Annotated in this window: 13 protein-coding genes; 11 read left to right on the top strand and 2 right to left on the bottom strand. The window is 39.3% G+C overall.

The genetic code is table 11. The features are described from left to right. Nucleotides 1-28: 28 nt before the first annotated feature. Entirely contained in the window at nt 29-1,768 is a 1,740-nt protein-coding gene (locus ACFQWC_RS02090; RefSeq protein WP_377105839.1) for a methyl-accepting chemotaxis protein, read from the top strand. A gap of 75 nt (nt 1,769-1,843) precedes the next feature. On the opposite strand, the gene ACFQWC_RS02095 is transcribed toward ACFQWC_RS02090, so the two are convergent. Next, a complete protein-coding gene (locus tag ACFQWC_RS02095; protein ID WP_299738436.1) occupies nt 1,844-2,617 on the bottom strand; it encodes a DUF1189 domain-containing protein in 774 nt (257 codons plus the stop codon). A gap of 245 nt (nt 2,618-2,862) precedes the next feature. On the opposite strand from ACFQWC_RS02095, the gene ACFQWC_RS02100 reads away from it, so the two are divergent. From ACFQWC_RS02100 to phoU, 10 genes are all read left to right on the top strand, one after another. Beyond that, a complete protein-coding gene (locus ACFQWC_RS02100) occupies nt 2,863-4,491 on the top strand; it encodes a Na/Pi cotransporter family protein (RefSeq protein WP_377105841.1) in 1,629 nt (542 codons plus the stop codon). 72 nt (nt 4,492-4,563) lie between these two features. After that, nucleotides 4,564-5,043 (top strand): DUF456 domain-containing protein, encoded by a 480-nt coding sequence (locus tag ACFQWC_RS02105; protein ID WP_299738434.1) that lies wholly within the window; start codon nt 4,564-4,566, stop codon nt 5,041-5,043. Between the two features lie 173 nt (nt 5,044-5,216). Further along, the gene (locus tag ACFQWC_RS02110; RefSeq protein WP_377105843.1) at nt 5,217-5,825 is read left to right on the top strand and encodes a superoxide dismutase; all 609 of its coding nucleotides are present in this window, start codon (nt 5,217-5,219) and stop codon (nt 5,823-5,825) included. A gap of 105 nt (nt 5,826-5,930) precedes the next feature. Further along, nucleotides 5,931-7,145, top strand: coding sequence for an MFS transporter (locus ACFQWC_RS02115; protein ID WP_377105845.1), 1,215 nt, complete (start codon nt 5,931-5,933; stop codon nt 7,143-7,145). Between the two features lie 111 nt (nt 7,146-7,256). Next, nucleotides 7,257-9,452 (top strand): peptidoglycan D,D-transpeptidase FtsI family protein, encoded by a 2,196-nt coding sequence (locus tag ACFQWC_RS02120; RefSeq protein ID WP_377107206.1) that lies wholly within the window; start codon nt 7,257-7,259, stop codon nt 9,450-9,452. Nucleotides 9,453-9,798: 346 nt separating this feature from the next. Next, complete coding sequence (locus ACFQWC_RS02125) at nt 9,799-10,734, top strand: PstS family phosphate ABC transporter substrate-binding protein (protein WP_299738432.1); 936 nt, start codon at nt 9,799-9,801, stop codon at nt 10,732-10,734. Nucleotides 10,735-10,868: 134 nt separating this feature from the next. Then, complete coding sequence (pstC, locus tag ACFQWC_RS02130; protein ID WP_377107208.1) at nt 10,869-11,774, top strand: phosphate ABC transporter permease subunit PstC; 906 nt, start codon at nt 10,869-10,871, stop codon at nt 11,772-11,774. 2 nt (nt 11,775-11,776) lie between these two features. Further along, nucleotides 11,777-12,655: a phosphate ABC transporter permease PstA gene (gene pstA, locus ACFQWC_RS02135; RefSeq protein ID WP_299738430.1), complete on the top strand. Its 879-nt coding sequence runs from the start codon at nt 11,777-11,779 to the stop codon at nt 12,653-12,655. 58 nt (nt 12,656-12,713) lie between these two features. Beyond that, nucleotides 12,714-13,514, top strand: a complete 801-nt coding sequence (pstB, locus tag ACFQWC_RS02140; protein ID WP_341356595.1) for a phosphate ABC transporter ATP-binding protein PstB — start codon at nt 12,714-12,716, stop codon at nt 13,512-13,514. Nucleotides 13,515-13,601: 87 nt separating this feature from the next. Next, nucleotides 13,602-14,261 carry a phosphate signaling complex protein PhoU gene (gene phoU / locus ACFQWC_RS02145; protein ID WP_299738428.1) on the top strand — a complete coding sequence of 220 codons (660 nt, stop codon included), beginning with the start codon at nt 13,602-13,604 and terminating at the stop codon, nt 14,259-14,261. Nucleotides 14,262-14,348: 87 nt separating this feature from the next. On the opposite strand, the gene ACFQWC_RS02150 is transcribed toward phoU, so the two are convergent. Next, on the bottom strand, nt 14,349-14,696 hold the full coding sequence (locus ACFQWC_RS02150; RefSeq protein WP_299738427.1) for a helix-turn-helix domain-containing protein: 348 nt from the start codon (nt 14,694-14,696) through the stop codon (nt 14,349-14,351). Between the last annotated feature and the right edge of the window lie 195 nt (nt 14,697-14,891).

Raw genomic sequence — 14,891 nt, forward strand, 5'->3', positions numbered from 1 at the left:
TGGAATGATTAGGGAAGGGTGTATAATTTTGTCGAAAATAATAAACTTCTTAAGGAAATGGCCACAACAGATAAAAATGGTTCCAAATGAGAAAAGGGTACTTCCGTTTTTCAAGATCTTAACCTTAAAGAAACGATTATTCATAGTCATTTTTCTGCTGGTTACCATTACTGGCTCAACAATTGGATGTATATCTTATTTAAAGTCCAAACAGGCTACCATTCATCTGATGGAACAGCGCTTGGATCGTGAAGTGACCTCGATGAGTGAAATTGCACAAAGCTTGATGCTCATTTATATCGGTGAACAGGAACAGTTTGAGAAAAAGCTGAATGATGTAATCAAAAAACAGGATACGGCATTGACCCAGGATAATATAGAAGCACAATTCTATTTTATTAAAGATTCTAAAGCTGTACCCTCTTCAGTTAGTAAAGGTTCTGAATTACAATTTGGGAAACCTCTTATAGATGAAATCGAAGAACTTGAAAAAGGGACCATCGAAACAACCATCAAAGGGGAAACCTATACGGTGGCTTTCCATTCAATTCAAGAGTTGCAAGGAGAGTATGTGATCGTTGTCCCTCAGGAAGAGTATATGCAAGACATTCGGTCAATGGCTGCCTATACACTGGGTATGATTGGGCTTAGCGCTGGGATTGCCTTTATCATTGTCTTGTTATTTGTGAACCGGTTGACTCCCCCGATCGCTCAATTGCGCGAATCGATGAAGAAAATAAGAGATGGTGATCTGGCTGCCAACATCCCAGTCGAAACGACGATGCCGGAAATCGTTTCCCTTCAGAAAAGTTTTGATTCGATGGTAGTGAAAATGAAAGACTTAATACATAATATTCATCAAACAACAGACAGTTTAGCTTCTACAGGGATGCAGCTTCAATCCTCTTCATCTGAACTATTGAAAGAAAATGAGTATATGGTAGAAACGGTACGAATGGTGAAAGCGGGAGCAGAAGAAACGGCAGGTACTTCCGAAGTAAGTGTCAACCACTTCCTAGAAATGAATGTGACTGTAAAATCCATATTTGTGAAAATGAATACCGTCTTTGAAAAAACAAAGGATATGAATGAATCTGCGGGTGAAGGGGAGTACAAAGTTGATAAAATGGTTGGGGGGTTGAACAGGGTATCCGGGGACTTCAAGCAAATGAATAAGATCATTCAAGAAGTCCATGAACAATCATCCTCCATCGTCACCGTGATTTCATTGATTCATCAAATTGCCGAACAAACGAAACTCCTTGCCCTCAATGCCACGATTGAAGCCGCAAGGGCGGGTGAATCCGGTCGTGGGTTTGCGGTGGTGGCAAATGAAGTCAAGAAGCTTGCGGAGCAATCATCAGATGCTACTAAGAATATTAGTGAAACCATTCTTACGATGGAGTCAATCACATTAAATGCTACAAGGCAATTCGATCAATTTTTCAAAGAATTTCAGTACTACGTATCAGAAGCTACTGAAACACGGGAATCGTTTGATTTGTTGAAAAATGAAATAGATGGTGTCAGCATGGATCTGCAAAATATGAAAGAAGATTTGAACTATCTAAAAATATCTCTCCCTAAGGTGGAAGCTTCGACTGAGGCGTTTTCTTCCGTTTCACAAGAAACGTTAACAGGAACTGAGCAGATGCTTGCTGCCTTTGAAGAGCAGCACGAAAAGGTTAGAAATACCCATGAAGTAGGAGAAAAGCTATTGAGTGCATCCAACCAACTAAAGGAATTAAGCAGGCAATTCAAGTTATAAGGATGGACCTGAATGTTTCCTATAAAAATGATATAAAAGGAAAATCCCTGTCTCCGGGTGAGACAGGGATTCTTATTATGGCCGGATTCTCTTTTGCGGAATCTCTTTCACGACTAAATACAGAATGACAGTGATCACAAACCAATCCAGAATCGGGGCGGCAGGAATAAAGGTTTGCAGCAATTCCATTAGGGTAAAAAACAATGTAGAAACCGTTGCGGAATAGGCGGTGATTCGAAAGCTTTGACGGTAGTTTACATTTCGTTTAAGAACATTTGCGAACGTAACACCGATTATTGCGAATATCGTCACCTTCAAGAACATCATTCCTGAAGTGAATAAGTAGAGAAAAAATAAGGCTACGGGAAGGAGAATCCATTTCATCCCTATTAAGGAATCTAATAAATCAATTAAGCCATCTTTAGTAAGGGCTGTACTTCCAAACAAAGAATAGGAAGAAGATTGAACGTTTCCTTGGTTAATGACAACGAAACTCTTTTCCAAAAATGCAATCGTATTTTCATTTTCATCAAGGTTTTTTTCTTGGAGGTCACCCGTACTATCAAAGATAATGGTCATACTGTCTTTATCGATTGTAATCGGCTCTGTCTCACTGGATGACAACGAACCATTCTCTATTGAAAAGGATGGAAACTCAGCTTCTACTGATTCTCTGACATTCTCGATGGCACTGGTAGCAAATGATATAAATTGAATAGCTACGGGTAATATAGAAATAAGTGCCAGCAGGAAGACATAACGGATCGTCTTGCCAATTCCCTGAAAGCGGAATGTTGCAATGTCTTTTGGGGAATAGATACTTTTATACAATTGTTGAAATACATTCATCTTTATTTTTTCTCCTTTCATGCATACCCTATCTATTTTATGCCTGTCTTTCTTCTTCAGCAAGTTTCGAACATGTGAACAATTTGTAATAATTATATTTTGTAATGTAATTGTAATAAATGACGAGTTTTATTAACCTATTGTAAATTTGCAGTAAAAAGTATTTACCTTTGCTCTATAATATATTAAAAATGATATGGGGTTTTTGTTGTTTAATGTCGAAAATTTATGTAGGGGTTGAAAAAATGGAATTAAATTGGCAAGAGATGTTGTTTCAGTTCTTTGGAGGATTAGGGATTTTCCTCTTCGGGATAAAGTATATGGGGGACGGACTTCAAAAGTCTGCCGGTGAACGCCTGAAAGAAATTCTTGATAAGTTCACGACCAATCCATTCATGGGCGTATTGGCAGGTATTTTTGTAACCGTCTTAATACAGTCCAGTAGTGGTACGACGGTTATCGTAGTCGGATTAGTAAGTGCGGGCTTCATGACACTTAGACAAGCGATCGGTGTCATCATGGGTGCTAATATCGGTACCACGGTTACAGCGTTTATCATCGGGATCGATATTGGTGAATACGCCTTACCAATTATAGCAGTAGGAACAATTATGTTATTCTTCTTTAAGAATAAAAAAGTACACAATCTTGGTCAGATGATTTTTGGTTTCGGTGCATTATTCTATGGATTGGAATTAATGGGTGGAGGAATGAAGCCTCTGCGTTCACTTGAAGCCTTTCATGACCTAACTGTAAGTATGAGTACAAACCCCATTCTTGGAGTAGTGATTGGAACTCTATTTACTGTAATCGTGCAAAGTTCATCTGCAACCATCGGTATCCTACAAGAGCTATACAGTTCAGATTTAGTGGATATCCAGGCAGCACTTCCTATTTTATTCGGGGATAATATCGGAACGACCATTACGGCAGTTCTGGCAGCTTTGGGTGCTTCAGTCGCTGCAAGACGTGCTGCAGCAGTCCATGTACTCTTTAATCTGATTGGCTCTACAATCTTTTTGATCATTTTGCCATTTTTCACTAAGTTTGTTCTGTTTTTACAATCTTCATTCAACCTGAATGAACCGATGACTATCGCTTTTGCTCACGGCTCATTTAATATAACGAATACAATTATTCAGTTCCCGTTCATCGCCCTATTAGCGGTGATCGTTACGAAATTGATCCCAGGGCAGGATTCACTTGTTGATTATAACTCTAAACATCTAGATCCAATGTTTATAGAACAATCACCTTCTATCGCGTTAGGACAAGCGAAGGAAGAAGTACTTCGCATGGGTAAATTCGCTGTAAAGGGATTGGAAGAAACAAATGAGTTCCTGAAGTCAAAGAGCTCTAAAAATTCAGAGGCAGCCTATCAAATTGAAGGGGCCATTAACAATCTTGATAAGAAAATCACGAATTACCTGGTTGATTTATCTTCTGCTTCATTATCTGAAAATGAGTCCGAGCGCCATTCAATCTTAATGGATACCGTACGTGATATCGAACGTGTAGGTGATCATTTTGAGAATATCGTTGAACTGATTGAATATCAACAAACCAACAAGGTTAAAATTACGGATGATGCAATGAACGACCTTGAAATAATGTTTAGTCTAACAATTGAAACAGTGGAAAAAGCGTTAAAATCTTTAGACTTAAACGATACTGACATTGCAAGAGAAGTAGCTGAAAAAGAAGATCAGATCGATAAAATGGAGAGAAAGCTTCGTAAACAACATATTCTGCGTATGAACGAAGGGAAATGTTCTGGACAAGCAGGTATCGTGTTTGTCGACATCGTCAGTAACTTAGAACGTATCGGTGATCATGCAGTCAATATTGCAGAAGCAGTATTGGGTGTAGAATAATACAAATGCTGACCCATTTGATATTTGTCAAATGGGTCAGTTTTTTTTATACTTTATGGGAGGTGTTAAAAGATGGAAATGATTTATTGGAGTATTATTATCGTACTGATGATTTTATCCTTTGTCGGATTGATTTACCCGATATTGCCCAGCGTCGTCTTTCTGATAGGAAGCTTCATTTTGTACGGAGTGTTTTTCAGCTTCGAACCGTTTAGCTGGTTATTCTGGACAGTACAGGTTCTATTCGTGATCCTTCTATTCGGTGCTGATTATATGGCGAATCTTATAGGTGTCAAAAAATTTGGAGGGACGAGAGCTGGAATCTGGGGGAGTACAATTGGCTTATTGATTGGCCCTTTTGTCATCCCCGTGATCGGGATCCTTATCGGCCCGTTTCTAGGTGCAATCATAGGTGAATGGGTAGTGCACAGGTCTGATCTTAAGACTGCCGTAAAGGTAGGCGTAGGTTCCGTCGTTGGATTCATCTCTAGTGTCGTGACAAAAGGAATCATCCAGATTGTCATGGCTATCTATTTCTTCGTTATCATTTGACCGGAAAGTATTTTCTTATGACTAGAGAAAAATATATAGGGGATTTTATACTTGTAAGAAAAAGTGAAGAAATGAAGGCAAAATATTTGAACAGATATAGTAGTTTTGGTAATCTTATACTGAAACGGCCTGAATTTATTGTTCAGGAAACTATACATAGGGAGGAATTTATAATGGCTTACGAATTACCGCAATTACCTTATGCATATGATGCTTTAGAGCCTCATATTGACAAGGACACAATGAACATTCACCACACGAAACACCATAACGCATATGTTACGAAAGTAAATGATGCACTTCAAGGTCACGATGATTTACTAAGCAAATCCATTGAAGATCTTGTTTCTAACTTAGACGCTGTTCCTGAAGGTGCTCGTACTGCAGTACGCAACAATGGTGGCGGCCACGCTAATCACTCTCTATTCTGGACAGTATTATCTCCGAATGGTGGAGGCGCTCCATCTGGAGAGCTGGCAGATGCCATCTCTTCCAAGTTCGGAAGCTTCGATTCATTTAAAGAAGAATTCGCTAACGCTGCTGCTACTCGCTTTGGCTCAGGTTGGGCTTGGCTAGTGGTAAACAACGGTGAATTAGAAGTAACAAGCACACCAAACCAGGATAGCCCTCTAATGGAAGGTAAAACTCCTGTTTTAGGTCTTGACGTTTGGGAACATGCTTACTACCTGAATTATCAAAACCGTCGCCCTGACTACATCGGTGCGTTCTGGAACGTTGTAAACTGGGATGAAGTAGCGAAACGTTATTTAGCTGCTAAATAATGTAATCGTACGAGGAGAGAGGTTCTTTCAAGAACCTCTCTTTTTTTTGTATAACTTCCCTCCCTTTTTCACAAGATAGGGGTACGTTAAAGGGGAGTTTTTCAAATGAGTAGCTATAAAAAGTTATTAGGCGATATTGATTTAACGAAAGATCTGACTCTGCTGTTATTGATTGGCGGATTATATTCATTGAGTATTGCGCTCTCAAACACATTTGTAAACATCTACTTGTGGAAGCAATCGGGTGAATTCATTGACTTAGGCATCTATAATTTAACCGTGGTGATCTTTCAGCCGATAACTTTTATATTAGCAGGAAGATTGGCAAAGAAGGTAGACCGGGTGATTGTGTTACGCTTCGGGGTTATTTTTTTGGCGCTATTTTACATATCTGTTCTCGCCTTCGGAGAGTCTGCCGAAAACTTTTTGGTTGTATTGGGGGCGTTGCTCGGGATCGGTTATGGCTTCTATTGGTTAGCATTTAATGTGCTTACCTTTGAAATCACCGAACCTGAAACGAGAGATTTTTTTAACGGCTTTCTTGGTACGTTAACGTCAGCTGGAGGAATGATTGGACCGATTCTCGCAGGTTTTATCATTTCCAGGTTTACGTCATTTAAAGGATATACCATTGTGTTCGGTTTATCTCTTTTGCTTTTTTCGATTGCTGTCCTTATGAGCTTCTTTCTTAAAAGGCGACCTGCCTCCGGAAGATATCTATTCCTCAGAATTCTGGAAGAAAGGAAAAACAATGATAATTGGCGGCACATTACGAACGCTCACTTTTTTCAGGGATTGAGAGAAGGGACGTTTATCTTTATTATTTCTGTATTTGTTTTCATCAGTACGGGAAGTGAGTTTGCCATAGGTACGTTTGGTCTCATCAACTCGGGAATCGCATTCGTAGGGTATTATATTGCCTCTAGAGTGATTAAGAAAAAATTTCGGAAACGAGCGATTCTGATAGGGGGTATCCTCCTCTACTTAGCCATTTTCTTAATCGTATTTGATGTATCGTACACGAAATTATTATTGTACGCAGGCGTCATTGCCATTGCTTACCCCATCCTCCTGGTTCCTTATATTTCAATGACGTATGATGTAATCGGAACGGGATGGAACGCCGCTGAAATGAGAATTGAGTATATTGTAGTAAGGGAGATTTTCTTGAATTTAGGAAGAATTGTGTCAGTCTTGGCGTTCATCATTGCCGTCACATTTTTCAATCAGGAAGAGAGTATCCCCATCCTCCTACTAATGCTTGGGGCGGGTCATACCCTCATTTATTTCTTTGTACGAAAAGTCGACCTGCCCATATAGGATATTAAAGCAAAGAGAGGGAAAGATTTCCTCTCTTTGCTTATGGCTAGATTATCCTTGTGATTTTCTATAAAATAAGATGGGATGGTAACGAAATAAAGAAATTTTTACATAGAGGAAGGGTTGGAACGATTGAAAAGAAATAAGAGAAAAAGGAAGACGCATGTTCCCGTTCGGATGAATCTGCTGTTTTTTGCCGTGTTCTTATTATTTTCTCTTCTTGTTCTTAGACTGGGACTCGTTCAAATCGTGAACGGAGAAAGCTACAAGAAAGAAGTAGAAAGAACAGAGGATGTTGTCGTCAATACAGGCGTGCCACGGGGGAAAATGTACGATCGATATGGGAATGTGATTGTCGATAATGTTCCTTTAAATGCAATCACTTATACACGGGCAAACAATACCAAGGTCGATGAAATGATGGAAGTTGCATCCAAGCTTTCTGAGTACATTGAAAAAGATACGAAAGAAGTTACAGAAAGAGACAAGAAAGATTATTGGATATTGAATAATAAAGAAAAAGCAGACGCAAAGGTTTCAGACAAAGAAATTAAGAAGCTCCAAGACAATGAAGAACTCTCTGAAGATGATGTGAATGCGAAAGTATACCAAATGAGATTAGACCGAATCACCGAAAAAGAGCTGGCGACATTGACTGAAAAAGACTTAGAGATCATTGCGATTTATCGTGAGTTCTCCAGTGGTTATGCTCTAAATCCACAAATTGTGAAGAACGAAGGGGTCACACCGGAAGAATTCGCTGTCGTCAGTGAACATCTCAGTGAACTTCCAGGCGTCAATACGACAACAGACTGGAAGCGATCTTACGTATTTGACGATACGTTAAGAACCATTCTGGGAAACGTGTCATCTTCACGGGAAGGCTTACCTGAGAATCTAGTAGATTCTTATTTGGCGAAAGACTACAACCGGAATGATCGTGTAGGAAAAAGCTATGTAGAATTTGAATATGAAGATGTCCTGCAAGGGCAAAAGGAACAAATTAAAAACGTCACTAAAGGTGGAAGTGTCTTAGAGTCCGTACTCGTTCAAGAAGGTCAACGGGGAAAAGATATTGTTCTTACCATTGATATGGAGTTACAGCGTGAAGTTGAGAAGATTATTGAAGAAGAATTACGAAAACAGATAGTGAATCGTAGTGAGTCTCCAAACCTCGATCGGGCTTACGTAGTCATGATTGATCCCAATACGGGAGAAATATTAGCAATGGCTGGTAAGCAGTATGTAAAGAATTCAGAAACTGGTAAATACGAGATGAGGGATGCTGCGTTAGGAACCTTTACGTCCTCTTATGAAGTGGGGTCTGTGGTAAAGGGTGCTACCGTATTGACTGGTTATATGACCGGGAATTTAAAACCGGGAGAAGTGTTGATAGACGAACCATTAAAAATCAAAGGGACAAAGCCGAAATCTTCATGGTTCAATAAATACCAGCGAATCCCCATGTCTGACTTATTCGCACTGGAAAAGTCTTCTAATTCATACATGTGGAAGGTTGCCCTTAAAGTTGCAGGAGGTCAGTATGTTCCGAATGAGCCGATTGTGAATAATCCGGAAGCCTTTGACATTTTTCGGAACCACTTCGCCCAATTCGGATTGGGTGTGCCGACAGGAATCGACTTACCTGGTGAGTCTTCCGGACTTACAGGTACAGACACCACTCCTGGTTTCTTACTGGATTTAGCGATCGGGCAGTTTGATACGTATACAACGATGCAATTAGCTCAGTATATTTCAACCATTGCAAATGATGGTTATCGTGTGGAACCACACATCATGAAAGAAATAAGAGAGCCGACAAACGATCTGGATAGCCTGGGGCCAATCCTGTTTGAGAAAGAAACGAATGTGTTGAATCGAATTGATGCGACTCAAGCCCAAATCGAGCATGTTCAAAAAGGTTTCTACCGGGTGTACCACTATCCTGATGGAACGGCGTATGATCAATTTAAGAATGCACCGTATAATGCTGCAGGTAAATCAGGTACCGCTGAGACGTATGTAGATGGAGAGCTGAACTACAACACGACTCTCATCGGGTACGCCCCATTTGATAACCCGGAAGTGGCTTATGCCACAATGGTTCCTGCTTCTCATATTCAAGCAAGCGGAGTAGCCGATCCTTACGTCAATAAATACATCTCTAAACGAGTGATGGATAAGTACTTTGAACTGAAGAAGAAACGTGCAGAAGAAGTGAAGGACCCGACTTCTGTTAATAAGAAAGTAGAAAATGCCGAAGAGGCGGAAGAACAAATGCAAGAGGAAAGAGAACAGAATAACTGAGCAGACTTAAGCTGATTTCCACGAAATGACTTTCTGGAAATCAGCTTTTTTTGAATTCATCTAAGAATGTTAAACATAAGAAACATGGATGCTGATCTTAGGATTAAAAGGGACTGGATAAAAAGCAGGAACAATTATATAAAGAAATGCATAATTTATTAAAGCTTGTCTAACATTATATTCAATAAGGGTTTAGAGGGTTTTAAGCGGATGGGAAAGCTGATGAAATGAAGAAAAATGTCGAATTTACAAAACCTTTACAAACGGTTAAAACCTCATTAACACTCATCTATTAATCTATTACTCGTAGGACAAAACAACCAAGTTTCTTAGGGGGAATTTAGGAATGAAAAGCTTTAAGTATCTGGCAATGTCAGCAATGATCGGATCAGCTCTTGTATTAGGAGCATGTGGTGCTCAAGGTGGAGCAGAGAATGGTTCAGAAGAACAACTATCCGGCAGCGTAAAAATGGATGGTTCATCAACGGTAGCTCCGATCATGGAAGCTGTTAACGAAGAGTATGCAGCTACACAACCTGATGTAAAAGTATCAATCGGTGTATCCGGTTCTGGTGGTGGATTTGAAAAATTCATCGCAGGTGAAACTGATCTTTCAAACGCTTCCCGTCCAATAAAAGACGAAGAAAAGCAAAAGCTAGAAGAAGCTGGTATTGATTTCACTGAATTCGAAGTTGCTAAAGATGGTCTTACAATCGTTGTTAACAAAGAAAACGACTGGGCAGAAGATATGACAGTTGAAGATCTTCAAAAGCTTTGGCTAGAAGATGGAAAGACTAAGAAATGGTCTGACATCAATCCGGAATGGCCGGATGAAGAAGTGAAATTCTATTCTCCTGGTACTGACTCAGGCACATATGATTACTTCAATGAAGCAGTTTTAGAAGAAAAAGATATGGTTAAACAAAACATTCAGCTTTCTGAAGATGATAACGTTCTTGTACAAGGTGTAACAGGTGACAAAAACGCAATTGGATTCTTCGGATATGCTTACTACCTTGCAAATAAGGATCAACTTAAAGCAGTGAAAATTGATGGTGTCGAGCCGAATAACGAAACAATCGAGAGCGGGGAATATACTCCACTATCACGTCCATTGTTCGTATATGCTAAAAACGCTTCTGTTAAAGACAATGAAGCTGTATATGATTTCATGAAATTCACCCTTGATAACTCTGCTGAAATGGCAGAAGCGGTTGGCTATGTGAGTCTTCCGGAAGAGAAGATCAAGGAAGCTAAAGATGCCTTAGAGGGTCTTAAATAATCAAGTATCGTTGGTAAAGTCAAAAAAACAGATGAGAAGCGACTAATACTTGCTTCTCATCTTGTCATGTGGATGAAAGGGGTTTGCATTTTATGGCTTCAAATTCAAAAGAATCATCATATTCTGTTGCAGAGATGATTGCACAAAAAAGAGGAAAAGGCTTTAATCGATCATTCGAGAAGTCAATACCATGGATCTTATTTGGAATAGCAGGGGTGTCAGTATTAACCACGATCGGTATCGTATTTACGCTTATATTTGAAACATTTACGTTCTTTTCGAGAGTATCTGTATTTGATTTCATAACAGGAACGGAATGGTTTCCTTTTTCTATTCAAAATCCGAGCTATGGGATTCTTCCTTTGATCTCAGGTACACTGAAGATTACCGGGATTGCAGTAGTAGTGGCAGTACCTATAGGACTTGCTTCAGCCATTTATTTGAGTGAGTATGCAACGGATCGTTCAAGAAGATTCATCAAACCGATATTGGAAGTGTTAGCCGGGATTCCAACGATTGTATTTGGATTCTTTGCTCTAACATTTGTTACTCCTTTATTGAAGTCATTTATACCTTCGTTAAGTATATTTAATGCATTGAGTCCTGGAATTGTAGTTGGGATCATGATTATTCCCATGATTGCTTCTCTATCTGAAGACGCGATGTCGTCTGTTCCGAATTCCATTCGTGAAGGTGCACAGGCATTAGGGGCAACTAAGTTAGAAGTTGCACTAAAGGTTGTTTTACCAGCGGCCGTATCAGGGATCGTGGCATCCATTGTTCTTGCCATCTCCCGTGCAATTGGAGAGACCATGATTGTAACGGTTGCTGCTGGCGCTTCTCCGAATCTGTCTTGGAATGTTACTGACTCCATCCAAACGATGACGGCGTATATCGTTCAAGTAAGTACAGGAGATGCAGGGTATGGAACGACGATTTATTATAGTATTTATGCAGTAGGTTTCACTTTATTCTTATTCACGCTTGGTATGAACCTGCTTGCCCAATACATCTCTAAGCGATTCAGAGAGGAGTATTAATCATGAAGTATATCAATCATGAAAATGTCTTAAAAAAGATGTCTTCAAGGCTAATGGTGAATAGTGTCTTTAAAGGGCTTTTCTTCCTGGCAACATTATTTGGCTTGGTCGTGTTAAGTGTATTATTATATCGGGTATTCACTCAAGGAATTGGTTACTTGGATCTGCAGTTTTTACAAAGTGTGGGATCAAGGTTCCCTGAAAAAGCAGGAATCTATGCTGCTTTTATAGGAACGATTTGGCTGATGTGCGTAGTTGTTGTAGTTTCGTTCATAATAGCAGTGGGAACGGCCATTTATTTAGAAGAATATGCTAAACAAAACAAAGTCAATAAGTTTATCAAAGTAAATATATCAAACCTTGCAGGGGTTCCTTCTGTTGTGTTTGGTCTCTTAGGTTTAACGATTTTTGCCCGTGCCTTTGCACTTGGTCAAAGTGTTTTGGCAGCAGGGTTGACCATGAGTTTGTTAATATTGCCAGTTATCATTGTTGCCGCACAAGAAGCGATTCGTTCAGTACCAAGAGAGTTAAGGGACGCATCTTATGGTATGGGAGCTACAAAATGGCAGACCATTACTAGAGTCGTTTTACCAGCCGCAATACCGGGAATATTGACAGGGAGCATATTAGCGTTTTCCCGTGCAATCGGAGAAACTGCCCCACTTGTTGTTATCGGTGTACCAACGATCTTATTATTCACACCAGGTTCCGTCCTGGATACATTTACGGCACTTCCAATGCAAATCTATGATTGGACAAAACGTCCACAAGCAGATTTCCATGATGTGGCAGCTGCAGGAATTATCATCCTGTTAGGTTTACTGTTACTCATGAACTCGATCGCAGTGCTGATTCGTAATAAGTTTCAAAAGAGATATTAATTTCGCTTATTAATTTGGTTTTAATGGATGAAGGAGGCTTTCAAATATGGAAACAACAATGGTGAACAACAATAAAAGAGGTACGAGCAAAAGTTCAGTGGGAAAAGAGCCTGTATATCAAACAAAGCAGCTAAACTTATGGTATGGTACAAATCATGCGTTAAAAAATATTGATTTAGATATTATGGAAAATGAAGTGACGGCAATCATTGGTCCATCAGGCTGTGGTAAATCCACTTATATTAAAACACTGAATCGTATGATCGAGCTGATTCCAAGTGTAAAAACATCAGGTGATATCCTTTATCGTGAGCGTAATATTTTTGATCGTAATTACCGAGTTGAGGAATTAAGAACCAAGGTAGGAATGGTCTTCCAAAAACCTAATCCGTTCCCGAAGTCGATTTATGACAACATAGCATATGGTCCACGAATCCACGGAATTAAAAACAAAAAAGTTCTGGATGAAATTGTTGAAAAAAGCTTAAGGGGAGCAGCGATTTGGGATGAAGTGAAAGATCGTCTGAATCAAAATGCATATGGATTATCGGGTGGACAGCAGCAGCGTATTTGTATAGCAAGATGTCTTGCTATTGAGCCGGATGTCATTCTAATGGATGAACCTACTTCTGCTCTTGATCCGATTTCTACATTAAAGATTGAAGAACTTGTTCAAGAGTTGAAATCAGAATACAGTATTATTATTGTTACCCATAATATGCAACAGGCTGCACGTATTTCTGATCGCACAGCCTTCTTCCTGAACGGGGAAGTAGTTGAATTTGACAAAACCGATAAAATCTTCTCTACTCCATCTGATAAGCGTACAGAAGACTATATTTCTGGTCGTTTCGGATAATTCACATTCAAAGAAGGATAAATACCAATAGGTGTTTAATTCCTACTATTGAGAAGCTAAAGTGTTGAAATAGGAAGGGGCATAATCATGGCAGTAAGAGGACAATTTGATGCGAATTTAAAAGAACTTCAAACCAAACTAATGGACTTGGGGAATATTGCAAAGATTGCACTTGAAAGAAGTATTGTGGCTTTGGAAGAGAAGGATGTTGATACGGCACTTGCCATTATCGAAGGTGACCAAAAAGCCGATGATCTGGAAGAGGAAATCAATGATTTAGCCATTCTGACAATAGCTAAACAACAGCCGGTCGCAACAGATTTAAGAAGAATCATTGTAGCAATCAAAATCGCTTCAGACTTGGAAAGAATCGCAGATTTCGCTGTAAATGTAGCGAAATCAACGATTCGTATTGGGAATGAACCTCTGATCAAACCGATTCATCATATTAAGGAAATGCACGCATTAACATCTGAAATGATTCAGCTCACATTGGAGTCGTTTGTCGAGGAAGATGTGGCGAAAGCGAAGAGAATTGCTGATATGGATGATAAAGTTGATGACTTATATGGTGAAACGATTGTAGAGCTTCTGACACTCAATAAAGAAAAACCTGAATTCACGGCTCAGATTACTCAGCTCTCTTTCATTTGCAGATACCTTGAAAGAGCTGCGGATCATTCAACAAACATTGCAGAAGGTGTGTTCTATCTTGTGAAAGGTCGTCGTTACGACTTGAATGAATAGTCTTCAGATGAAAAAAGCTGCCCATAACCAGGGCAGCTTTTTTTATGATTGTTCGATTTCTTGAATGAAGTATGAATGAATCTTATATTATAGCTTCGAAATAATTTGCTGGACTTCAGATTTAGAAAGTGCAGATTGCTTTGCGATTTGTTCGACAGGTATTCCTTGTTGGTATAATGCAATGACTTGGTTTTTTACAACCTCGTGAATGGGTTTCCTGGCAGGGGTTGCCCTTTTGAAAGGGGCATCGCCATCCACCATCAGCTCTTCTTCCAGTACCCGTATTCTTTTCTTTAACTGATAATGTTCCTGAAGGAAATTAATTGATAATTCTTCCATATCTTTTTCAATATCTCGATACCTATCCCGTTGGAAAAACGAAATGACTAGTAATAGGATTGAGAAACTTACTAATCCGATGAATAGTAAATCCACTAAATCACCTCATGCAGTATTATTCTTCTTTAGTTATAGCATAGATAGTGGCTTATCTCTATAAGATGGAAGGATAAATTTGTGGATTTAACCAATATTTTGTCGAATTCCATTGGGCAATTATGAAAGAATCTTGTCGTTCTAAAAATGTAATCGCTTTATTATCATTTCAGCATAATAATTTGCAAAAAAAAT

This window comes from Rossellomorea sp. GCM10028870 (assembly GCF_042666755.1).
In the GTDB taxonomy this organism is placed as follows: Bacteria; Bacillota; Bacilli; order Bacillales; family Bacillaceae_B; genus Rossellomorea.